The sequence below is a fragment of the Cupriavidus sp. GW823-FHT07B10 genome (assembly GCF_058794355.1).
In genome coordinates this window covers 1-23,220 of sequence record NZ_JBXAGS010000018.1, presented here as the reverse complement: position 1 = coordinate 23,220, position 23,220 = coordinate 1, and the positions used below count along the sequence as shown (strand labels likewise).

The window sequence follows — 23,220 nt, the reverse complement described above, 5'->3', positions numbered from 1 at the left end:
TCTTGCGCTCCTGTGGCGTGCGTGTCACCCTCGCCGGGTGCCGCAAACGTGGCGGGAACGGAGGATGGCAGGATGAAGGGAATCGTCGCCCGAGCCGATCGGGGTCTTGGCAGGATGCCAATGCAATTGCATGCGCGGCGCGCAGTCCTGGCCCTGGTGGCCACGCTTGGAATCCTGGCAGCGGGCGGCGCGCAGGCCGCGCAGGTGACGCGCTTCTCCCCTGAAGGCACGGTCGGGCAGGTGCGGCAGGTGGCGATCCGCTTTGACGAGGCCATGGTGCCGATGGGCGACGTCCAGGCCACCGCGCCCGCGGCGGTTTCCTGCACCGGTGCCGGCACCGGCGGGCAGGCCCGCTGGATCGATGCGAAGAACTGGGTCTATGACTTTGCCAGCGACCTGCCGCCGGGCGTGCGCTGCACCGTGCGCATGCGCACCGGCCTGCGCAGCGTGGCCGGCACCGCCTATGCCGGCAAGCCGGAGTACCGTTTCGAGACCGGCGGCCCGACGGTCGTGTCCAGCCGGCCTGCGGGCGGCGAGATCGAGGAAGACCAGGTCTTTGCGCTGCGCTTCAATGGCGCCGCCACCGCGGCCTCGGTGCGCGAGCACGCCTGGTGCCAGGCGCAGGGGCTGGGCGAGCGCATCCCGGTGCGCTTGCTCGCCGGCAAGGAGCGCGATGCCGTGCTCGACGCCATCCACTGGGAACGCATCGCCAAGCAGGCGCCCGATGCCGTGCACCTGCTTGCCTGTCAGCAGCAGCTGCCGGCCGCGGCGCGGGTGCAACTGGTGCTGGGCGCGGGCATTGCCACGCCCTCCGGCGTGGCCACGCGCGACGAGCGCCGCTTTGACTACACCGTGCGCGAACCCTTCACCGCCAGCTTCAGCTGCGAGCGTGAACACGCGCAGTCGCCGTGCACGCCGCTGCGGCCGATGTCGGTCAGCTTCTCCTCGCCGGTGCCGCGCAAGCTGGCCGAGAGCGTGGTGCTGAAGACGCCGTCCGGCCCGCGCGCGCCGCAGTTCGATCCCGACCTGGCGCCGGACGCCAGCGTCAGCGCGCTGACCTTTGCCGCGCCGTTCGCGGAGAAGGCCCAGTTCACCATCGAAGTGCCGCGCAACCTGAAGGACGACAGCGGCCGCACGCTGGCCAATGCCGACCTGTTCCCGCTCAAGGTGGCCACGGCATCGATGCCGCCGCTGGCCAAGTTTGCCGCGGCGCCGTTTGGCGTGGTGGAACGCTTCGGCGAGCTGCCGCGCGGCAAGGCGCCGGCCGACTACCCGCCGCTGCTGCCGGTGACGCTGCGTAACGTCGAGGCTGACCTCGCCGTGCGCGGCGTGCAGGCCAGGGCCGGCACCGTGATGAAGCTGCGCGTGGACGACGACACTGCCGTGATGCAGTGGTTTGGCCTGGTGCGCCGCATGCATGAGGCCAGCTATACCCGGGCCGAGCTCGACGCCGTGCTGGCGGGCCGCTCCCCGTATCGAGTCAACAACCCGCGCAATGCCGTGTCGATCGAGACGCGCTCGGTGTCCCTGCTCGAGCGCGCCCCCGGCGTGCAGAAGCTGGCCGTGCCCAAGCCTTCGGGCGATGCGCCGCGGCCGTTCGAGGTGGTGGGCATCCCGCTGCCGGAACCGGGCTTCCATGTGGTGGAGATCGCCTCGCCGATGCTGGGCGAGTCGCTGCTGGGCAAGCGTGCGCCGATGTACGTGCGCACCGCGGCGCTGGTCACCAACCTGGGCGTGCATTTCAAGCTCGGCCGCAGCGCCGGCAATGAAGACGATGGCAGCCGCAGCGGGCTGGCCTGGGTCACCGCACTGGACGACGGCAAGCCGGTTGCCGATGCCGCCGTGGCGGTGCGCGACTGCAGCGGCCGCCTGCTGGGCGAAGGGCGTACCGATGCCAGCGGCGTGGTGCGCTTTGCCAGGCTGGCTGCCGCGCCCGAGGGCGCCTGCGAGCAGAACGGGCTGTCGGGCTATTTCGTCTCGGCCCGCATCGGCGTCGGCCACCCGCAGGCACGCGGCAAGGCCGACATGGCCTTCGTGATGTCGGACTGGAACCGCGGCATCGAGAGCTGGCGCTTCAATGTGCCGACCGACACCGGCACCGCACCCACGGTGCGCGCCCACACCATCTTCGACCGCACGCTGCTGCGCGCCGGCGAGACCGTGTCGATGAAGCACGTGATCCGCGCCGAGACCGCGCAGGGCTTTGCCCTGCCGCCGGCCAGCCGACCGCTCCCCACGCGCGTGGTGATCCGCCATGAAGGCAGTGGCCAGACCTACGAGCTGCCGCTGCAATGGCGCCAGACCGCGACCGGCGGGCGCAGCGCGGAAAGCAGCTTCCAGGTGCCGGCGGCGGCCAAGCTGGGGGTCTACAGCGTCGAGCTGGAAACGCAGAAGGGCGAAGGCGCGCAGGACAATGGCGGTGCGCGCGGCTACACCAGTGGCAGTTTCCGGGTCGAGGCATTCCGCTTGCCGGTGCTGGCCGGCACGCTACAGGTGGCAGGCAAGGCGGGGCCCATGGTGGCGCCTGCCGAACTGCCGGTCGGCGTGGAGATCCACTACCTCTCCGGCGGCGGTGCGGCCGGGCTGCCCGTGCGCGTGTCCGCGCTGCTGCGCGACAAGTACGTCAGCTTCCCCGGCTATGACGAGTTCTCGTTCAACCCGCCGCGCGCGCAGCGCGAAAGCGCCAGCGGCGACGAGGAGATGGATGAGGACGAGCAGGGCGATGCCAGTGCCGACAGCCAGAAGCTGGTTGCCGACAAGCTGCCGGTGACGCTCGACAAGAACGGCAACGGCACCGTCACGCTGCGCAAGCTGCCCAAGATTGAAGCCCCGCGCGACCTGCTGCTCGAAGCCGGCTTTGCCGACCCCAACGGCGAGATCCAGACGCTGCGCCAGACCGTGCCGGTGTGGCCGGCGGCGGTGGTGGCCGGCATCCGCACCGATGGCTGGGTCTCGGTCAAGCAGAAGCTGGCCGTGCACGGCGTGGTGCTGGACGTCAACGGCAAGCCGGTGGCGGATGCGCCGGTCAAGATCAACGCGCGGGCACGCATCACCACCTCGGCGCGCAAGCGCGTGGTGGGCGGCTTCTACCGCTATGACAACCGCTCCGAAACGCGCGACCTCGGCACCGTGTGCGAGACCCGCACCGATGCGCAGGGCCGTGCGCGCTGCGACGTGGCGCTGGAGCAGGCCGGCCAGATCGAACTGGTGGCGAGCGCGCGCGACAAGGACGGGCGCACCGCGCAGGCGGCCTCGACGGTCTGGGTCACGCGCCAGGGCGAGCTCTGGTTCGGCGGCGAGAACCATGACCGCATCGACCTGCTGCCGGAGAAGAAGTCCTACGCGCCGGGCGACACCGCCGTGTTCCAGGTGCGCATGCCGTTCCGCCATGCCACCGCGCTGGTGGCGGTGGAGCGCGAGGGCATCTACCAGACCCAGGTGGTGGAACTGCATGGCAGCGATCCCACCGTGCGCGTGCAGGTGAAGCCGGAGTGGGGGCCCAACGTCTACGTGTCGGTGCTGGCCTTGCGCGGGCGCCTGCATGAGGTGCCCTGGTATTCGTTCTTCACCTGGGGCTGGCGCCAGCCGGGCGAGTGGTGGCGCGCGTTCCGCAGCGAGGGCCGCGAATACGCCGCGCCGACCGCGCTGGTGGACCTGTCCAAGCCGGCCTTCCGGCTGGGGCTCGCCGAGATCCGCGTCGGCAATGCGGGCCACCGGCTCGACGTTACCGTGACGCCGGACAAGGCCAGCTATCCGGTGCGCGGCAAGGCGCGCGTGGCGATCCAGGTGAAGCTGCCAGACGGCAAGCCCGCCGCCAACGGCGAAGTGGCGCTGGCCGCGGTGGACCAGGCCTTGCTGGAACTGATGCCCAACACCAGCTGGGATCTGCTCGATGCGATGCTGCAGCGGCGCGGCTACGGCGTGGAAACGTCGACCGCGCAGATGGAGATCATCGGGCGCCGCCACTACGGGCGCAAGGCGGTGCCGGCGGGCGGCGGCGGCGGCAAGAGTCCCACGCGCGAGCTGTTCGACACGCTGCTGGTATGGAACCCGCGCGTGCAGCTCGACGCCGAGGGCCGCGCCAGCATCGAGGTGCCGCTCAACGATTCGTTGACCAGCTTCCGCATCGTCGCGGTGGCGGACCTCGGCCTCGGCCGCTTCGGCACGGGCAGCGCCACCATCGCCGCCACGCAGGACCTGCAGGTGATTTCCGGCCTGCCGCTGCTGGTGCGCGAGGACGACCGCTACCGAGCCATGTTCACGCTGCGCAATACCACCAGGCGCGCAATGACGGTGCAGGCCAGCGCGCGCGGCACGCTGCTCGGCAATGAGGCCAGCCTGCCGGCGCAGACCGTGCAGATCCCTGCCGGCGAAGCGCGCGAGATCGGCTGGGACGTGACCGCGCCAGCGTTGCTGGCGTACTCACGCAGCGGCACCGTGATGTGGGAAGTGCAGGCGAGCGAGCAGGGCACGGGGGGCGCGGCCGACCGCATCAAGGTGTCGCAGCAGATCGTGCCGGCGGTGCCGGTGACAGTGCAGCAGGCCACGCTGGCGCAGGTGTCGCCGTCGCTGTCGGTGCCGCTCAAGGCACCGCCGGGCGCGCTGGCGGATCCTGCGGGCAAGGTGCGCGGCGGGCTGCAGGTGAACTTCCAGTCGTCGCTGGCGGGCGGCATGCCGGGCGTGCGCGAGTGGTTCCGCAACTACCCGTTCACCTGCCTGGAGCAGCGCGCATCGAAGGCCATCGGCCTGAACGACACCGCCGCGTGGGACGCGCTGATGACGCAGCTGCCGTCCTACCTCGATGCCAACGGGCTGGCCTCGTACTTCCCGCTGAACGCCGACGGCGACTTCGGCAGCGAAGTGCTGACCGCCTACCTGCTGGCGGTCACCGACGAGGCCGCGCGCGCCGGGCTGGCGCTGCGCATCCCCGACGCGCAGCGCACGCAGATGGAGCGCGGGCTGACCGACTTCGTCGAAGGCCGCATCCGCCGCGACAGCTGGGCCCCGGTGGCCGGCACGCAGTACCTGGACGCGCGCAAGCTGGCCGCGCTCGAGGCGCTGTCGCGCACCGGCCATGCTCAGGCGCGCATGCTGGGCTCGATCCAGATCCTGCCGGCGCAGTGGCCGACCTCGGCGCTGCTGGACTGGACCCTGCTGCTCACGCGCATGCAGGACATCCCGCAGCGCGAGCAACGCCTGGCCGAGGCGCAGCAGCTGCTGCGCTCGCGCCTGACGGTGCAGGGCACGCGCCTGGCGTTCTCCACCGAGCGCAACGACAACTGGTGGTGGATGATGGCCGGCGGCGACACCAATGCCGCGCGCCTGCTGGCGCTGGCGTCGGAACTGCCGGGCTGGAAGGAAGATGCGCCGCAACTGGCCACCGGGCTGCTGGGCCGGCAGGTGCATGGTGCCTGGGGCACCACCACTGCCAACGCGTGGGGCATGCTGGCGGTGACGCGCTTCTCGCAGGCGTTCGAGAAGACACCGGTGGCGGGCACCACGCGGGCGAGCGTGAGCAATGCGGCCGACGCCTCGCGCAGTTTCGACTGGGCGCGCGCGCAGCGCACCGACGGTATGGCTCAGGGCAGCGTCGAGCTGCCGTGGCCGACCGGCGCCGACGGCGGCACGCTGCAGGTGGAGCACGCCGGCGCCGGCCAACCGTGGGCCACGGTGCGGGCGCTGGCGGCGGTGCCGGTGACCGCGCCGCTGGCCGCGGGCTACCGCATCAGGCGCACCGTGACGCCGCAGGAGCAGGCGGTGCAGGGCAAGTGGTCGCGCGGCGATGTGTACCGCGTCAAGCTGGAGATCGATGCGCAGGCCGACATGACCTGGGTGGTGGTCAGCGATCCGGTGCCTGCCGGCGCCACCATCCTCGGCAGCGGCCTGGGCCGTGACTCCACGATCGCCACGCGCGGCGAGCGGCGCAAGGGCGCGGCCTGGCCGGCCTACACCGAGCGCACGCCGCAGGCCTACCGCGAGTACTTCGGCTACCTGCCCAAGGGCACGGTATCGGTCGAATACACGGTGCGGCTGAACAACGCCGGCGACTTCGCGCTGCCGCCCACGCGCGTGGAAGCGCTGTACGCGCCCGACGTGTTCGGTGTGGCGCCCAATGCGCGGCTGGCGGTGGGGGCGCGCCCATGAGCTGGCTGGCAATGATGATGCCGGCACGCGTGCGCGAGTGGTGGCTCGCGGGCACGCTGGCCGGCATCATCTACGGCGCGCTGCTGGTGCAGGTGGCGATCGAGCTGCCTGAAGGCGCGCCGCTGACCGGGCATATCGCCATGCAGCCCGCGTGGAAGACCGCGATGGCGCTGCTGCTGGCACGCGCCGCGTGGTTCCACCGGCCGCTGGTTGAGCGCCGCTGGCTGGTCACTGCGCTGCTGTTCTCGGCCCTGGGCGACCTCCTGCTGGCGCTGCCGACGCTGACGTTTTCGTTCATGGGCGGGCTTGGCGCCTTTTTGCTCGCGCACCTGGCCTACCTGCGCGTGCTGGTGCCGCTGGCGGGCGACACGCGTCCGCACCGGCTGATTGCGTGCGGCGCCATGCTGGGCGTGGCGGGCACCATGCTGGGCCGCTTCTGGCCCAATATGGGCCCGCTGACGGTGCCGGTGGCGGTATACGTGGGCGTGCTTGCGGCGATGGCCTGCAGCGCGCTGGTGGCGCGCCTGCCCACGCCGCTGGCGGCGCTGGGGGCGCTGTGCTTTGCCGCATCGGACATGATGATCGGCATCGCGCGCTTCCTGGTGCCGTTCGAATCTTTCCAGCTTGGCATCTGGTGGACCTACGCCGCGGCCCAGGTGCTGCTGGTGGCGGGCATCGTGGCGGGACGCGAGCAGGCATGAAGCAGCGCTGTATTCGCATGGTGCTGGCGACGGCGTTGATCTGGTCCGCGCCGGCCATGGCGCTGCCGTCCTTCGAGCAAGTCCGTACCGACTGGCGCAGTGCCGACGTGGTGGTGCTGGACCGCCACGGCGATACCGTGGGCCGCGTGCGCGACGACTTCCGCGCGCGCCGCGGCGACTGGGTCGCGCTGGCCGATACCTCGCCCGCGCTGCGCACTGCCATCGTGCTGTCGGAGGACCGGCGCTTCTATGCCCACAGCGGGGTCGACTGGCAGGGCGTGGCGGCCGCGGCCTGGGCCAACCTGTGGAACACACGCACGCGCGGCGCCTCGACGCTGACCATGCAGCTGGCGGGCCTGCTCGATGAGGACCTGCGCCGGCCGGGCGCGCCGGGGCAGGGCCGCAGCTTGACGCAGAAGCTGGGGCAGGCCGCCGGTGCGGCGGCGCTGGAGCGCAGCTGGAGCAAGGACCAGATCCTGGAGGGCTACCTGAACCTGGTGCCGTTCCGCGGCGAGCTGGTGGGCCTGTCTGCGATGTCGCAGGTGCTGTTCGGCAAGTACCCCGAAGGGCTCAACGCGAGGGAATCGGCCCTGGCGGTGGCGCTGGTGCGCGCGCCCAATGCCAAGGCCGCCCAGGTGGCAAGCCGCGCCTGCGGCATCCTGCGCGAGATGCGCCTGCCGCGCGAGTGTGAAGGCCTGGAAGGCTTTGCGCAACTGGCGCTGCTGCGCACCGGGCCGGTCGCACAGCGCGCCGCGGCCGCCACGCCATCGGCGGCGTCGCCGCAGCTGGCACCGCACCTGGCACGGCGCCTGGTCGGCGAAGCGCGCTCGCAACTGGCCGCGGGCGTACCCATGCCTGCGCGCATCGCGTCCACGCTCGATGCCCGCCTGCAGCGCGAGGCTGCCACCAGCCTGGACCGGCACCTGCGCGAACTGGCCGGGCGCAATGTCGAGGACGGCGCGGTGGTGGTGATCGACAATGCCAGCGGCGACGTGCTGGCCTATGTGGGCTCGTCGGGCACGCTGTCAGGCGCCGCGCAGGTGGACCACGCGGCGGCGCTGCGGCAGGCGGGCTCGACGCTCAAGCCCTTCCTGTACGAGCAGGCGCTGGAAGAGAAGCGGCTGACCGCGGCTTCGCTGCTGGACGACCGGCCGGTGAACCTGCCGGTCGGCGGCGGGCTCTACGTGCCGCAGAACTACGACCACCGCTATGCCGGCTGGGTCAGCCTGCGCGCGGCGCTGGCCGCGTCGCTGAACGTGCCCGCAGTGCGCACGCTGGTGATGGTGACCCCGCACCGCTTCCACAAGCGGCTGGTGGCGCTGGGGCTGCCGTTGACCGAGGCCGGCGACTACTACGGGTTCAGCCTGGCGCTGGGCAGCGCCGACGTGTCGCTGCTGGCGCTGACCAATGCGTACCGGGCACTGGCCAATGGCGGGCGCTACGCGCCGCCACGGCTGCGGGAAGGGGCGCCGCCAGCCGCATCGATGACAGTGGTGATGCAACCAGGCGCCAGCTACGTGATTGCCGACATCCTGTCGGACCGCCATGCGCGCGCGCGCACCTTCGGCCTGGACAGCCCGCTCACCACGCGCTTCTGGACCGCGGTGAAGACCGGCACCAGCAAGGACATGCGCGACAACTGGTGCATCGGCTGGTCGCAGCACTACACCGTGGGCGTGTGGGTCGGCAATGCCAGCGGCGCCAGCATGCACGAGGTCTCGGGCGTATCGGGCGCAGCGCCGGTCTGGCACGACATCATGGAAGCGCTGCACCGCACGCGCGCCAGCCACGCGCCCGCCATGCCCGACGGCGTGCAGCGCGTGGCGCTGAGCTTCGACGACGGGCTGGAGCCGGCGCGCGATGAAGTCTTTCTGGCCGGCACGGCGATCCGGCGCGTCAGCGTGAGCGCACCCGCCGCGCGCCCGACCGCACCCGTGATCGCCAATCCCGCCGACGGCACCGTGTTTGCGCTGGACCCCGACATGCCGCCCGCGGCGCAGCGGGTCTGGTTCCATGCCGAGGGCGTGGCCGGCCAGACCGCGCGCACGGTCAGCTGGCGCATGGACGGCAAGCCGCTGGGGCGCGGCGGCGAGGTGGCATGGCTGCCGTGGCCGGGGCGGCACCAGGTGGAGCTGCTCGATGCGTCTGGCAAGGTGGTGGACCGCATCGGCATCGAGGTGCGTGGCGCGTCAGTGCGCGCGCCGGTGCCAGCGGCCAAACGCTGAGGCCGCTGGCGCTCTGTGCGCAATAATGGCGCTTCGCAACGTCTTGCCGGAGCCAGCGCATGTCCCTCGTCCCCCTCGATGCCGCCAGCACGGCGGCGCGCCTGCCGTATCCCGAACTGGCGCAAGCCATCGCCGACATGCTGGCCGAGCTGCGCGACGGCACCGCCATGGCGCCGCCGCGCATTGCGCTGCCGGTGGGCGATGCGCAAGGGGGCGAAGGCACGCTGCTGGTGATGCCCGCGCGCAACCGCAGCCTGGTGATGACCAAGAACATCACCGTCCATCCCGGCAACCCGCGGCGCGGGCTGCCCAATATCCTCGGCGAGGTGGTGGTGGCCGACGCGCACACCGGCGCGCGCATCGCCATGCTCGACGGCCCCACGGTGACGGGACGGCGCACTGCGGCCGTGTCGCTGCTGGCGGCGCAGTGCTTTGCCGCGCGCAAGGATTGCGAGTTGCTGATCGTCGGCGCCGGCGTGCAGGCGCTGACGCACCTGGAGGCCTTCGTGGCCGGGCTGGGCGTGCGCAAGGTGTGGCTGCATTCGCGCACGCGCGACAAGGCCGAGGCACTGGCCGCGCACGCGCGCACGCTGGGCGTGGAAGCGCAGGTAGCCGAGTCGGTCGCTGCAGTATTGCCTCGTGTATCGATGGTGGTCACGGTCACGTCCAGCCGCAGCCCGGTGCTGCCGGACCTGGACAGCGGCCTCTGGCGCGACGATCACTTCATTGCCGCGGTCGGTGCGTTCCGGCCCGACATGTGCGAACTGCCGCCGGCGCTGTGCCATGCGGCCGCGGATAGCGGGCGGCTGCTGGCCGATACCCTGTTCGGGATCGAGGACGAAGCCGGCGACCTGCTGCAGGCCGGCATCGACTGGGCCGACGTGCAGCCGTTCGAGACCGCGATCCTGCAGGCCGATGCCATCCGTGCGCGGGCCGGCAGCCCGCTGGTGTTCAAGAGCGTGGGCTACGCGCTGTGGGACCTGGCGGCCTGCGTGCTGGCCAGCCGCGGGTGACTAACCCGCGCCATCGCGGGCACGCAGCCAGTCGCTGAAAAGCTCGCGCGCCGGTGCCAGGAAGCCGGCGATCGGTTCGCTGCGGTCGCTGGCATACCAGTGGCAGTAGCAGCCGTGGATGGTCGCCACCATCAGGCGCGCCATCGGCGCGGGCAGTGGGCGCCCGGGGGCGGACAGCGCATCGACCAGGTCCTGCACATGCGCGTCCCAGCTGCGGCGGATCTCCTCGCGCACGCTGGGCGGCACGCTGCCTGAGAACAGCAAGGCCAGCACGACACCCTTGGCTTCCGGATTGGCCGTGAAATAGTCGGCCACCCGGTCGAAGGCGTTTTCCAGCCGCCGCGCCGCGGTCTTGCCCCGGTGCGGCTCCGTGCCGAGCTCCTCGCCGATATCCCGGAACAGGCTGGTTGCGGCCTCCGCCAGCAGCATTTCCTTGCTGCCGAAATGCCACAACAGGCTGCTCTTGGCCACGCCGGCCTCGGCGGAAATCTGGTCGAGGGTCACCTCGGCGTAGCCGTGTGCGCTGATCAGCCCGCGCGTCACGGCAAGGACGCGTTCCCGGGTTTCCAGGCCGCGGCGGTTCTTGGTGACGGAGGCTGGAGGCTTTTGTGCGGCCGGGCGGGTCGGTGGCATGGGCGGGGGCGGAAGACAGGTGGTGCCGGCAGCAATTTATGAGTATTCGGGCCGGATGCCTATTTGACAGCGGCCGGGGTCTGCCAGCAAACTCCAGTATTGTACTGAACGTTCAGCACAATTACGGAAGTGTTGCAGGCCGGATACGGACATCCGGCCCAGGATTTCCAGGAGACCAGGATGTCGTACCCGACTGCCATTGCCGCCGCCGCCGCCGCGCTGGCTGCAGCCGCCATCAGCCTAGCCGGCACCGCCGGCGCCGCACCTGCCCCGGCCACCGCGGGCAATCCCGCCACCGATGCCACCGCCCGTGCCAATGCGGCCGTGCTGCAACAGCTGCCGTTCCAGGACCGGCGTGACTTCGAGGCCGCGCGCCGTGGCTTTATCGGCACGCTGGATAACACCGAGATCCGCGATGCCAAGGGCAATGTGGTTTGGGCGCTGGCCCCCTATGGCTTCCTCAAGCAAGACCGGGCGCCGGCCACCGTGAACCCCAGCCTGTGGCGCCAGGCGCAGCTGAACATGCACAACGGGCTGTTCCAGGTGACGGATCGGATCTACCAGATCCGTGGCTTCGATATCGCCAACATGACGATCATCGAGGGCGATACCGGCCTGATCGTGATCGACCCGCTGACAGCGATGGAGACCTCGCGCGCCGGCCTCGACCTGTACTTCAAGCACCGGCCCAGGAAGCCCGTGGTCGCGGTGATCTATACGCACAGCCATGGCGACCACTTCGGTGGGGTCAAGGGCGTCGTCAGCGAAGACGACGTCAAGGCCGGGCGGGTCAAGGTGCTGGCCCCGGAAGGTTTCATGGAAGAGGCCGTCAGCGAGAACGTCTTCGCCGGCAACGCCATGAGCCGGCGCGCGCAGTACATGTATGGCTTCAACCTGCCGCGCTCGGCAACCGGGCAGGTGGATGCGGGGCTGGGCAAGGGGGTGGCGCACGGCACGCTGACGCTGATCCCGCCGACGGACCTGATCCACAAGACCGGCGAGACGCGCACCATCGATGGTGTGCAGATCGAATTCCTGATGGCGCCGGGCACCGAGGCCCCGGCCGAGATGCTGATGTACTTCCCGCAGTGGAAGGCACTGTGCGCCGCCGAGGACGCCACCCACAACCTGCACAACCTGTACACCATCCGCGGCGCCCAGGTGCGCGACGCCAACCAGTGGTGGCGCGCGCTGGACGAGACCATCGGCCGCTTCGGCGGCCGCACCGAGGTCCTGTTCGCCCAGCACCACTGGCCTACCTGGGGCCGCCAGGACATCGTCACTTACCTGGGCAAGCAGCGCGACGGCTACAAGTACATCCATGACCAGTCGCTGCGGCTGGCCAACATGGGCTATGTGCCGGCCGAGATCGCCGAGCGCGTGAAGCTGCCGCCGTCGCTGGCCGCCGAATGGCATCTGCGCGACTACTACGGCACCGTCAGCCACAACGCCAAGGCGGTATACCAGCGCTACCTCGGCTGGTATGACGCCAACCCTGCCAACCTGAACCCGCTGCCGCCGGAAGAGGCGGGCAAGCGCTATGTCGAATTCATGGGCGGCGCGGCGCGCGTGCTGGAGCAGGCGCGTGCGGCGTATGCGCGTGGCGAATACCGCTGGGTGGCCGAGGTGGTCAAGCACGTGGTCTTTGCCGATCCGTCCAACCAGGCTGCCCGCCGGCTGGAAGCCGACGCGTTGGAGCAGCTCGGCTACCAGGCCGAATCCTCGACCTGGCGCAATGCCTACCTGACCGGTGCCGCCGAACTGCGCAGCGGCCCGCCCCAGGCCGGCCGCCGCGCCGGCAGCCCGGACGTGCTGCGCGCCATGACCGACACCATGTTCCTGGACTACCTGGCGATCAGCCTGAATGGCGACCGCGCCGCGGGCAAGACGCTGGCGCTGAACTGGGTACAGCCGGACACCGGCAAGCGCTTTGCGCTGACGGTGGAGAACGGCGTGTTCCGCTACAAGCCCGACGCGCAGCACGCGTCCCCGCAGGCCACGCTTACCATGCCGCGCGCCGTGCTGATGGGCGTGCTGGCCGGCCAGACCACACTGCAGGCCGAGACCCAGGCGGGCCGCGCCCGTGTGGACGGCGACCCGCAGGCGCTGGCGACGTGGACGGCGCTGATGGACAAGTCCGAGCCGAACTTCAGCATCGTGACACCCTAACCGCACCGAGATGGGGCAGGCGCGCGGCCACTGTTGCGTGCCCGCCCTATAAAACCGCTCTTGCCTGAGGGTTTTTTCCTGCGCGCGGCATAAACCGTTGTGCGGATGCCTCGGTGAACGGCCCTGAGAGCCGCTCCCATGCTGGTTTCTTAGTGGTTAACCCTCCCTTTAGGGGGCGTCCTCTACGAATCAGTGTCATCGGTGAAACAGTCGTGCTCCGGCTGGCCGGATAATGCACACGGCAGTAACCGAAAGAGGAGTAAGAGGATTATGAAATCGACCTATAAGAAGATGCTGGCGGCAGGCGCTGTCATGGCGCTGGCCGGAGCCGCACACGCGCAGTCCGCCGGCAGCAATATCGTCAGTCTGGGCTGGTTCCGCGTGATGCCGAACAGCTCCGCCGATCCGCTGACTGTCGACAGCATCAACGGCCGCCCGGTCGGCATGACCCGGCCGAACACCGGCGCGGAGATCGAATCTGCCGACACGCTGGGCCTGGCCTTCACGCACTTCTTCACCGACAACATCTCCGGTGAAATCGTCGCGGGCATTCCGCCCAAGCATGACGTCAAGGGCACCGGCAACTATGCCCAGTATGGCAAGCTCGGTTCGGTCAAGCAGTGGAGCCCGGCGCTGCTGGTCAAGTACCACTTCTTCGACGCCAAGACCAGGTTCCGTCCCTATGTCGGCATCGGCGTGAACTACACCTGGTTCACCGACGAGACCATCACCAACCAGAACTTCGTGAACCGCGAGTTCTTGCCGGGTGCGCGCATGACCGCCAGCGCCAAGCCGTCGTGGAACCCGGTCTTCAACATCGGCGCCAACTACGCCATCAACGACAACTGGTTCGTCGGCCTGTCGGTCTCGTACGTGCCGCTGTCGACCCGCGCGTCCTTCACCACGCAGGCGGGCCCGGTAACGATCCAGTCACACACCAAGATCAAGATCGATCCGGTGGTGACCTTCCTGAACGTGGGCTACCGCTTCTGAGCGCGGCACACTGACGGCAGAAAGGGCACCCGGGGGTGCCCTTTCTTGTTGGCGCCGGCTGCGGTGGCCAGCTTACGCCACCGACTTGACCGGATAGCCGGCCTCTTCGATGGCATCGCGCAGGGCCTCTGGGTCGGCGCTGCTCTCGACGCGTACGGCCTGGGCGGGCACATCCGCGCTGACACGCGCGGCCGGGTCAACCGCCTGTACGGCACGCGTGATGGCGCCCACGCAGTGGTTGCACGACATGCCTTCGACCTGGAACTGGATCATGGTGGGACTCTCCTGAACGGGATGGGACGGGCGGCGGGTGCCGCGACAGATGCAGTTTGAACCTTCCCATGGTGGGAAGCGCAAGAGGAATTTGTTGGCGCCGATGTGACGGTAACACCCTGTGCATCCGGCCTTGACCTTCCAATGATGGTAAGGTCCATGATGCTGACATCGACACTGTGGATGACTCAGGACCCATGCCAAATTCCAGCGCTGTGCTCGCATCACAACCTGTCCGGCCGGCCGACGAAATGCCCGAATGGCGCCTGCCGGTCGACGGCATGACCTGCGCCTCATGCGTGCGCCGCGTGGAGAACGCGCTGGCCCGGGTGCCGGGCGTGCGCGACGTGGCCGTCAACCTGGCAACTGAAGCCGCAACGCTGCGCGCCGACTCGGGCGCGGTGCTGCCGGCCGCCGCCCGTGCCGTGGCCGATGCCGGCTACACGGTGCCGCAGGACACCATCGAACTGAATATTGCCGACATGACCTGCGCCTCATGCGTGTCCCGGGTCGAAAAGGCGCTGCGCGCCGTGCCGGGCGTGATGGAGGCGCAGGTCAACCTGGCGACCGAGCGCGCCAGCGTCACGCTGCTGCGCGGCGCGGCGGATACTGCGGCGCTGGTGGCCGCGGTCGCGCGCGCGGGCTATGGTGCGACGCCGGTGGCCGATGCCGCATCGCAGGCGCCGCAGGCCGCGCAGGGCACTGCCTTCTGGGATGGCCCCTGGCCGGTGGCGATCTCGGCGGCGCTGTCGCTGCCGCTGGTGGCACCCATGGTGCTGGAATGGCTCGGCGTGCACTGGATGCTGCCGGCATGGGTGCAGTGGCTGCTGGCCACGCCGGTGCAGTTCGTGTTCGGCTGGCGCTTCTACAAGGCTGGCTGGAAGGCGGTGCGCGCCGGCGCCGGCAATATGGATTTGCTGGTGGCGCTGGGCACGACGGCGGCCTATGGGCTGTCGCTGTGGCTGATGTGGCGCACGCCGGCCGACGCCATGCCGCACCTGTACTTCGAAAGCGCGGCGGTGGTGATCACGCTGGTGCGCCTGGGCAAGTGGCTGGAGACCCGCGCCAAGCGCCAGACCGCCGATGCCATCCGCGCGCTCGCGGCGCTGCGTCCCGATACTGCCCGCGTGCGCCGCGGCGGCGTGGAGCAGAGCGTGCCGCTGGCGGCGGTGCGCGTGGGCGACGAGGTGGTGGTGCGCCCCGGCGAGCGCATCCCGGTGGACGCCGAGGTGATCGAAGGCAACAGCCACGCGGACGAATCGATGCTGACCGGTGAAAGCGTCCCGGTGCCGAAGAAGCCCGGCGACCGCATCACCGGCGGCGCCATCAATTTCGAAGGGCTGCTGGTTGCGCGCACCGAGGCGGTGGGCGCCGAGACCGTGCTGGCACGCATCATCCGCATGGTCGAGCACGCACAGGCGGCCAAGGCGCCGATCCAGCGCATGGTCGACCAGGTCAGCGCGGTGTTCGTGCCGGTGGTGCTGGGCATCGCGCTGCTGACGGTGCTGGGCTGGGGCCTCTTTGCCGGCGACTGGGAAACCGCATTGCTCAACGCGGTGGCGGTGCTGGTGATCGCCTGCCCGTGCGCGCTGGGCCTGGCCACGCCCACGGCAATCATGGCCGGCACCGGCGCCGGCGCGCGCGCCGGCATCCTGATCAAGGATGCCGAGGCACTGGAGGTGGCGCACCGCGTCAGCGTGGTGGCATTCGACAAGACCGGCACGCTCACGGTCGGCAAGCCGGAAGTGGTGGCGCTGCATGCGGCCGATCCCGCCGATGCCGACGGCAGCGCGCTGCTGGCGCGGCTGGCCGCGCTGCAGGCCGGCAGCGAGCATCCGCTGGCCCGCGCCGTGCTGGCCGCAGCGCAGGCGCGCGGCATTGCCGCGCCGCAGGCCACGGAAGTGCAGGCCCTGCCAGGCCGCGGCATTGCCGGCGTGGTGGACGGCCAGGCGCTGCAACTGGGCAGCGAGCGCCTGCGTGAGGCGCTGGGCGCAGCGGCAGGCACGCTGGCAACGCTGGCGGAGCAGTTGCGCGCGGACGGCCGTACCGTGTCGTGGCTGGTCGAAACCACGCTGCCGCGCGTGGCCGGGCTGGTCGCGTTCGGCGATGCCATCAAGCCGGGCGCGCCGGCGGCGATCGCCAGGCTGCGCGCGGCCGGTGTGCGCACCGTGATGCTGACCGGCGACAATGCCGGCGCGGCGGCGCGCGTGGCGCAGGCGCTGGGGCTGGACGACGTGCAGGCCGAGGTGCTGCCCGAGGACAAGGCTGCCCGGGTGCAGGCGCTGGGGCGCGATGGCGCGGTGGTGGCGATGGTGGGCGACGGCATCAACGATGCGCCGGCGCTGGCGGCGGCGGATGTGGGCATTGCCATGTCGACCGGCACCGACGTGGCCATGCACGCCGCCGGCATCACGCTGATGCGCGGCGACCCGGCGCTGGTGGCCGATGCGCTGGCGGTCTCGCACCGCACCGTGCGCAAGATCCGGCAGAACCTGTTCTGGGCTTTTTTCTACAACGTGGTAGGCATTCCGCTGGCAGCGGCCGGGTTGCTGAATCCGGTGGTGGCGGGTGCGGCGATGGCTTTCTCCAGTGTCAGCGTGGTCAGCAATGCGCTGCTGCTGCGCCGCTGGCGTCCGCAGGCCGGGGCTGCCACGGCACAGGGAGGCGAGCGATGAATATCGGCGAAGCGGCGCAGGCGTCGGGCGTGTCGGCCAAGATGATCCGGCACTATGAATCGATCGGGCTGGTGGCGGCACCGCCGCGCACCGAGGGCGGCTACCGTCGCTATGACGAACGCGCGGTGCACAACTTGCGCTTCGTGCGGCGCGCCCGTAATCTGGGATTCTCGCTCGACGAAATCCGCAACCTGCTGTCGCTTTGGCATGACCGCGGCCGCGCCAGTGCCGACGTCAAGGCGCTGACGCTGCGGCATGTGGCCGACCTTGAGCTGCGCATCGCTGAACTGGCCGCCATGCGCGACACGCTGCGCGAGCTGGCGCAGCACTGCAGCGGCGACGATCGGCCGGATTGCCCGATCCTCGCCGATATGGCGCAGCCGGAAGCGCAGGGCAGGCTTGCCTGCCACGGTTGAGCGGGACAGAGTGCAAGGCAGGCAGCAGGCAGCACCACAAAGAATAGCGACAGCCGGCGCCAGCCTTTTGCTGGCGCTCCGTGCCGGGAGGAGACTTGCGCGAATGGAACAACCGATGACGGACGATCCTGCTATTGCCGGTGTTGCCGGCATGCCTGCCGATACCCCAGCCGGCACGCACGCGCCGGTACAGAGCCGCCAGCGCATGCGCGACGGCACCGAGCTGCTGCTGCGCACCTGGCAGCCCGATCCGGCGCGCTTTGCCGAGCCGCTCGGCTCGGTGCTGCTGGTGCATGGGCTTGCCGAGCATGCCGGACGCTACCAGCATGTGGCCGATGTGCTGTGCGGGCTGGGCCTGCGCGTGCGTGCGCACGACCTGCGCGGCCATGGCGCCAGCGGCGGCGCGCGCATGGTGGCGGACCATCAGGATGCCTACCTCGACGACCTCGCCGAGATCTACGATGCCGCGGTGCCGGGCTGGAACGAGTTGCCGATCCTGCTCGGCCACAGCATGGGCGGGATGATCGCGGCGCGCTTTGCCACCGCGCGCGTGCGCCCGGTGCGCGCGCTGGTGCTGTCCTCGCCTGCGCTGGCGCTGCGCCTGTCGGGCCCGATGCTGGCGCTGCACCGCGTGCTGCTGGCGCTGGCGCCGCGGCTGCGCGTGCCCAATCCGATCGATGCGCGGCTCTTGTCGCACGATCCCGCCGTGGTGGCCGCCTACCGCTCAGACCCGCTGGTGCAGACCACCATCACCGCCAGCGTACTGGAGAGCTTTATCCGCGGCATGGCGCAGGCCCAGGCCGATGCCGCGCTGCTGGAGGCCCCCACGCTGATGCTGGTCGGTGGCGCCGACCGCGTGGTGGACCCGGCCGGCAGCCGCAGCTTCTTCGACCACGCGCCGCCGGAGTTGCGCGAACAGGTCTGGTTCGAGCACGGCTACCACGAGATCTTCAATGAAGCGCAGCCGCTGCGCGGCGAAGTGTTCGCGGCGCTGACCGGCTGGCTGCAGCGTCACCTGCAGCAGCAGGGACACTAAGTCCGGAACACCGACTCGGCCACGCCGAACACTGCCGCGACGACCGGGTCGTCGCGGCGCGTGGCCAGGCATACCAGCGTCAGCTCGGTCTGCACCGAGACCCCTTCAACGATCACCAGCCCGTGCGCATGCGATTCGCGCAGCGCGATCGCGTCGCGCACCAGCGACAGCCCCACGCCGGAGCGCACCAGGTCCAGCATCGAAGCCTCCTGGTCGACATGCGCCACCTTGGGCACGCCGGCCGGGTCGACGCCGGCCTGCGCAAAGCGCGCGGACAAGAGCCGGTTGTGCGCCGATTCGGGCGGCGTCCAGATCCACGGCAGCGTTGCCAGCTGCGCCCATGAGCGCAGCGCGGTGCGCTCTTTCCAGCCCTTGGGTGCCACCACATAGTAGGAGAACGGCGTCAGCGTCAGCGCATGGAAGCCGGCGTCAGGCGGCTGGCCCAGGTAGAAGCCCACGTCGAGCGCGCCGCTGCGTACCTGTTGCAGCACCCAGCCCGACATGCCGTGGCGCAGTTCTGTGCCGATCTGCGGGTGGCGTTCCACCAGCGTGCGCAGCATCGGGCCCAGCCGCGTGAATTCCGGATCGAGGATGGTGCCGATCGCCAGCCGGCCGCGCACGGTGTGATGCATCGCGCTGACGGTGTGCTGCAGGTCGCCCACGCCGTCGAGGATGCGTTCGGCCAGCGGCAGCAGTGCGGCGCCGTCGGCGGTCAGCGTCAGGCCCGCGGCAGTGCGCTCGAACAGCCGGATGCGCCACGCCGATTGCAGCGCCTTCAACTGCAGGCTGACTGCGGGCTGGGTCAGGTGCAGCCGCTGCGCGGCGCGGGTCAGGTTGCCCTCGCGCGCGACGGCAACGAAGGCGCGCAGGTGGTGGAGGTCCAAGGCGGTGTCGGGGCGAAAGGTGGCGCAGGGGCGAGGCGTGGTGCGGCGCAATATTTTGCGCGGCTTATATTGCGATTGACGATAAATCATTGGACGGGGCCGCGCAACTGCACCAAGCTTGCGCTCAATACGGCCCGGCACGCCTTGTGCGGCGCGGCATCGATGCCAGTGCGAGACTGGCGGGTGTTTGCGCCAGCGTCTTCACCAGACGCAAAGATCGGGCGAGCCGCATGCCGTCAGCGACCCAGCATTCAGGAGCGGAAGTGGAAGACATCCTTGCAGAAGCCAGCGCGGTGCAGACCATCATCGGCCATAGCATCGCAGGCCGGCAGACACGCGGCGCATCGCAGCGTCTGGCCGATATCTATAACCCCGCCACCGGCGAAGTCGCAGCACGCGTGGCGCTCGGCACCACCCAGGACGTGGCCGACGCCGTTGCCGCCGCCCATGCGGCATTCCCCGCCTGGGCCGACACCCCGCCGCTGCGCCGCGCGCGCATCCTGTTCAAGTTCAAGGAACTGCTCGACCAGCACCACGACGACCTGGCCGCGCTGATCACGCGCGAGCACGGCAAGGTGTTCTCGGACGCCAGGGGCGAAGTCACGCGCGGCATCGAGGTGGTGGAATTCGCTTGCGGCATCCCCAACCTGCTCAAGACCGACTTCACCGACAACATCGGCGGCGGCATCGATAACTGGAACCTGCGCCAGCCGCTGGGCGTGGTGGCCGGCATCACGCCGTTCAACTTCCCGGTGATGGTGCCGATGTGGATGTTCCCGGTGGCGCTGGCGTGCGGCAATACCTTCGTGCTGAAGCCGTCGGAACGTGATCCGTCGCCGAGCCTGCTGATTGCCGACCTGCTGCGCCAGGCTGGTTTGCCCGATGGCGTGTTCAATGTCGTGCAGGGCGACAAGGAAGCCGTCGATGCATTGCTTGCGCATCCGGATGTGCAGGCGCTGTCGTTCGTCGGCTCGACGCCGATCGCCGAGTACATCTACACGGAAGGGACCAGGCACGGCAAGCGCGTGCAGGCATTGGGCGGCGCCAAGAACCACCTGGTGGTGATGCCCGATGCGGATCTCGACCAGGCGGTCGATGCGCTGATCGGTGCCGCGTATGGTTCTGCCGGCGAACGCTGCATGGCGATCTCGGTCGCCGTAGCGGTGGGCGATGTCGCTGACAAGCTCGTGCCGCGCCTCGCCGAGCGCGCCAGCTCGCTGAAGATCCGCAACGGCATGGAGTCCGACGCCGAAATGGGTCCGCTGGTAACCGCTGCGCACAAGGCGAAGGTGGAGGGCTATATCGCCAAGGGCGTGGAAGAGGGCGCGACGCTGGTGACCGATGGCCGCGGTCATACCGTACCCGGCCATGAGAACGGCTTCTATGTCGGCGGCACGCTGTTCGACAACGTCAAGCCGGATATGACGATCTACAAGGAAGAGATCTTCGGCCCGGTGCTGTCGGTAGTGCGCGTGCATGACTTTGCCGAAGCGGTGGCGCTGATCAATGCGCATGAATACGGCAACGGCGTGTCGTGCTACACCAGCGATGGCGGCATCGCGCGTGCGTTCGCGCGGCAGATCCAGATCGGCATGGTCGGCATCAATGTGCCGATCCCGGTGCCGATGGCGTGGCATTCTTTCGGTGGCTGGAAGCGATCGCTGTTCGGCGACCATCACGCCTATGGCGAAGAGGGTGTGCGCTTCTACACGCGCTACAAGAGCGTGATGCAGCGCTGGCCGGATTCGATCGCCAAGGGCGCCGAGTTCACCATGCCGGTGGCGAAATAAGCCGCAACGATGACGACAAGAACAGCGATGGAGACATTCGACTACATCATCGTGGGGGCCGGTTCGGCAGGCTGTGTCCTGGCCAACCGCCTGACGCAGGATGCGGACGTCAGCGTGCTGCTGCTGGAGGCCGGCGGCAAGGACGACTACCACTGGATCCATATCCCGGTGGGCTACCTGTACTGCATCGGCAACCCGCGCACCGACTGGCTCTATCGCACCGAGGCCGAGGCCGGCCTGAACGGCCGCTCACTCGGCTATCCGCGCGGGCGCGTGCTGGGCGGTTGCTCGTCGATCAACGGCATGATCTATATGCGCGGCCAGCGCGAGGATTATGACGAGTGGGCGCGGCTCACCGGTGATGCTGGCTGGCGCTGGGACAATGTGCTGCCGTTGTTCAAGCGCAGCGAGGACCACCACCGCGGCCCGAGCGAATTCCATGGCGCCGGCGGCGAATGGCGCGTGGAAGGCCAGCGCCTGCGCTGGGACATCCTGGAGCGCTTTGCCGATGCCGCCGAAGAGGCGGGGATTCCGCGCACGGAGGACTTCAACCGCGGCGACAACTTCGGCGTCGGCTATTTCGAAGTGAACCAGCGCCGCGGCATCCGCTGGAACACGGCCAAGGCCTTCCTGCGGCGTGCGTCGGAGCGTCCCAACCTGACCATTGTCACCGGGGCGCAGGTGAGCGGGCTGACCTTCGACGGGCGCCGCTGCACCGGCGTGAACTATATCGGCGGCGGCCGGCCGCACACGGTGGCGGCCACGCAGGAAGTGATCCTCGCCGCGGGCGCGGTCAATACGCCGCAGCTGCTGGAGCTGTCGGGCATCGGCCAGGCCGAGCGCCTGCAGGCGCTGGGTATCCCGGTGCGCCATGCGCTGCTCGGCGTGGGCGAGAACCTGCAGGACCACCTGCAACTGCGCTCGGTGGTGAAGGTCAGCGGCGTGCGCACGCTCAACACGCGCGCCGCGAGCCTGTGGGGAAAGTTCTGCATCGGCGTGCAGTACGCCTTCAACCAGAGCGGGCCGATGAGCATGGCGCCGTCGCAACTGGGTGCCTTTGCGCGCTCGGACCCGGCGCAGGCGCGGCCGAACGTGGAGTACCACGTGCAACCCTTGTCGCTGGACAAGTTCGGCGACCCGCTGCATGCGTTCAACGCCTTTACCGCGAGTGCCTGCAACCTGCGGCCGACCTCGCGCGGCAGCGTGCATGTCGGCAGCGCGGATTTCCGCCAGGCGCCGGTGATCGCGCCCAATTACCTGGCGACCGACGAGGATCGGAAAGTCGCGGCCGACTCCATCCGGCTCACGCGCCGCATCGTGGCGTCGCCGGCGCTGGCACCGTTCCAGCCCGAGGAATGGCTGCCGGGCCCGGCATTCCAGACCGACGAACAGCTGGCCGAAGCGGCCGGCAATATCGGCACCACCATCTTCCATCCGGTGGGCACCTGCAAGATGGGCCGCGCCGATGACCCGATGGCCGTGGTCGACCATCGCCTGCGCGTGCTGGGTATCGATGGCCTGCGCGTGGTCGATGCCTCGGTGATGCCGCTGATCACATCGGGCAACACCAATTCGCCGACCATCATGATCGCCGAGCGCGCCAGCGACCTGATCCGCGAAGACCGCCGGCAGGGCCTGGCGGCGGCGGAAGTATTGGTGCAATCGGCGCCGGCGGCAGCCGCTGCAGGCGCCTGACATGAGCGCGCCACGGGTCGCGGGCGGGGCCGTGACCGAGTGGCGCAGCCTGCTCATGTGCGCTTGCAAAAAAACTGACACTTGGTTCATGTTTCATAGTGCAAACCCCGATGTTTTGCGATGCAACAGGCGCACACAATAGACGCCTCACAGGGTGCGTCGGCAGCACATCGAAGCCATCGCCGCAACCTGCGCGGGAGCCGCCCCGCACCAGTACAGAAAGCCGCAGGCAGGGCCGCAAGCACGGCCAGCCTGGCGGAACAAGCGGCAGCAAGGGCCTACAAGGCCGGTTCGGACCATTGTCAGTGCCGGGCATCACCCCGGCAGTTCAGCAAGAGGGCGGGCAGGAGACATGAACCAGCAGGAAACCATCCTGGAAACGCGGAACCTCACCAAGGAGTTCAAGGGGTTCACGGCGGTGAGCGACGTCAACCTGCAGGTGCGCCGCGGGTCGATCCATGCGTTGATCGGGCCCAACGGCGCGGGCAAGACGACTTGCTTCAACCTGCTCACCAAGTTCCTGGAGCCGACCACCGGCACCATCCTTTTCAACGGCATCGACATCACCCGTGA

Annotated in this window: 15 protein-coding genes; 12 read left to right on the top strand and 3 right to left on the bottom strand. The window is 69.6% G+C overall.

Annotated elements, in window-relative coordinates; all coding sequences use genetic code 11:
• The first annotated feature begins 72 nt into the window (after positions 1 to 72).
• Genes AC1Q6V_RS27665 through AC1Q6V_RS27650 form a run of 4 tightly spaced genes read left to right on the top strand, consistent with a single transcriptional unit; the run spans position 73 to position 10,083 of the window.
• Positions 73 to 6,144 carry an alpha-2-macroglobulin family protein gene (locus AC1Q6V_RS27665; RefSeq protein ID WP_439671079.1) on the top strand — a complete coding sequence of 2,024 codons (6,072 nt, stop codon included), beginning with the start codon at positions 73 to 75 and terminating at the stop codon, positions 6,142 to 6,144.
• Positions 6,141 to 6,845 (top strand): lysoplasmalogenase, encoded by a 705-nt coding sequence (locus tag AC1Q6V_RS27660; RefSeq protein ID WP_011616248.1) that lies wholly within the window; start codon positions 6,141 to 6,143, stop codon positions 6,843 to 6,845. Before AC1Q6V_RS27665 ends, AC1Q6V_RS27660 begins: the two co-directional genes overlap by 4 nt.
• A complete protein-coding gene (gene pbpC, locus AC1Q6V_RS27655) occupies positions 6,842 to 9,070 on the top strand; it encodes a penicillin-binding protein 1C (protein ID WP_439671078.1) in 2,229 nt (742 codons plus the stop codon). Before AC1Q6V_RS27660 ends, pbpC begins: the two co-directional genes overlap by 4 nt.
• Positions 9,071 to 9,129: 59 nt before the next feature.
• Positions 9,130 to 10,083 (top strand): delta(1)-pyrroline-2-carboxylate reductase family protein, encoded by a 954-nt coding sequence (locus AC1Q6V_RS27650; RefSeq protein WP_011616246.1) that lies wholly within the window; start codon positions 9,130 to 9,132, stop codon positions 10,081 to 10,083.
• Here the strand turns inward: AC1Q6V_RS27650 and AC1Q6V_RS27645 are convergent, their stop codons facing one another.
• Positions 10,084 to 10,716: a TetR/AcrR family transcriptional regulator gene (locus AC1Q6V_RS27645; RefSeq protein WP_037025237.1), complete on the bottom strand. Its 633-nt coding sequence runs from the start codon at positions 10,714 to 10,716 to the stop codon at positions 10,084 to 10,086. It lies immediately after the preceding gene.
• Positions 10,717 to 10,896: 180 nt separating this feature from the next.
• On the opposite strand from AC1Q6V_RS27645, the gene AC1Q6V_RS27640 reads away from it, so the two are divergent.
• Both AC1Q6V_RS27640 and AC1Q6V_RS27635 read left to right on the top strand, forming a co-directional pair.
• On the top strand, positions 10,897 to 12,885 hold the full coding sequence (locus AC1Q6V_RS27640) for an alkyl/aryl-sulfatase (RefSeq protein WP_454750764.1): 1,989 nt from the start codon (positions 10,897 to 10,899) through the stop codon (positions 12,883 to 12,885).
• Between the two features lie 270 nt (positions 12,886 to 13,155).
• Positions 13,156 to 13,878, top strand: a complete 723-nt coding sequence (locus AC1Q6V_RS27635; protein WP_010811296.1) for an OmpW/AlkL family protein — start codon at positions 13,156 to 13,158, stop codon at positions 13,876 to 13,878.
• A gap of 72 nt (positions 13,879 to 13,950) precedes the next feature.
• Here the strand turns inward: AC1Q6V_RS27635 and AC1Q6V_RS27630 are convergent, their stop codons facing one another.
• The gene (locus tag AC1Q6V_RS27630; protein ID WP_010811295.1) at positions 13,951 to 14,151 is read right to left on the bottom strand and encodes a heavy-metal-associated domain-containing protein; all 201 of its coding nucleotides are present in this window, start codon (positions 14,149 to 14,151) and stop codon (positions 13,951 to 13,953) included.
• Between the two features lie 197 nt (positions 14,152 to 14,348).
• On the opposite strand from AC1Q6V_RS27630, the gene AC1Q6V_RS27625 reads away from it, so the two are divergent.
• The 3 genes from AC1Q6V_RS27625 (at position 14,349) to AC1Q6V_RS27615 (ending at position 18,278) form a co-directional block, all read left to right on the top strand.
• Positions 14,349 to 16,826 carry a heavy metal translocating P-type ATPase gene (locus tag AC1Q6V_RS27625; RefSeq protein WP_454750763.1) on the top strand — a complete coding sequence of 826 codons (2,478 nt, stop codon included), beginning with the start codon at positions 14,349 to 14,351 and terminating at the stop codon, positions 16,824 to 16,826.
• On the top strand, positions 16,823 to 17,242 hold the full coding sequence (gene cueR, locus AC1Q6V_RS27620) for a Cu(I)-responsive transcriptional regulator (RefSeq protein WP_010811293.1): 420 nt from the start codon (positions 16,823 to 16,825) through the stop codon (positions 17,240 to 17,242). Before AC1Q6V_RS27625 ends, cueR begins: the two co-directional genes overlap by 4 nt.
• Before the next feature lie 103 nt (positions 17,243 to 17,345).
• Positions 17,346 to 18,278 (top strand): alpha/beta hydrolase, encoded by a 933-nt coding sequence (locus AC1Q6V_RS27615; RefSeq protein ID WP_058697413.1) that lies wholly within the window; start codon positions 17,346 to 17,348, stop codon positions 18,276 to 18,278.
• On the opposite strand, the gene AC1Q6V_RS27610 is transcribed toward AC1Q6V_RS27615, so the two are convergent.
• Positions 18,275 to 19,162, bottom strand: coding sequence for a LysR family transcriptional regulator (locus AC1Q6V_RS27610; protein ID WP_010811291.1), 888 nt, complete (start codon positions 19,160 to 19,162; stop codon positions 18,275 to 18,277). The two genes, AC1Q6V_RS27615 and AC1Q6V_RS27610, sit on opposite strands and share 4 nt — an antisense overlap.
• 230 nt (positions 19,163 to 19,392) lie before the next feature.
• Here AC1Q6V_RS27610 and AC1Q6V_RS27605 point away from each other — a divergent pair, with 230 nt between their 5' ends.
• From AC1Q6V_RS27605 to AC1Q6V_RS27595, 3 genes are all read left to right on the top strand, one after another.
• Complete coding sequence (locus tag AC1Q6V_RS27605) at positions 19,393 to 20,952, top strand: CoA-acylating methylmalonate-semialdehyde dehydrogenase (RefSeq protein ID WP_492316420.1); 1,560 nt, start codon at positions 19,393 to 19,395, stop codon at positions 20,950 to 20,952.
• A gap of 27 nt (positions 20,953 to 20,979) precedes the next feature.
• Positions 20,980 to 22,647: a GMC family oxidoreductase gene (locus AC1Q6V_RS27600; RefSeq protein WP_439671074.1), complete on the top strand. Its 1,668-nt coding sequence runs from the start codon at positions 20,980 to 20,982 to the stop codon at positions 22,645 to 22,647.
• 352 nt (positions 22,648 to 22,999) lie between these two features.
• The coding region (locus AC1Q6V_RS27595) for an ATP-binding cassette domain-containing protein (protein WP_492316421.1) at positions 23,000 to 23,220 on the top strand (221 nt) is incomplete at its 3' end.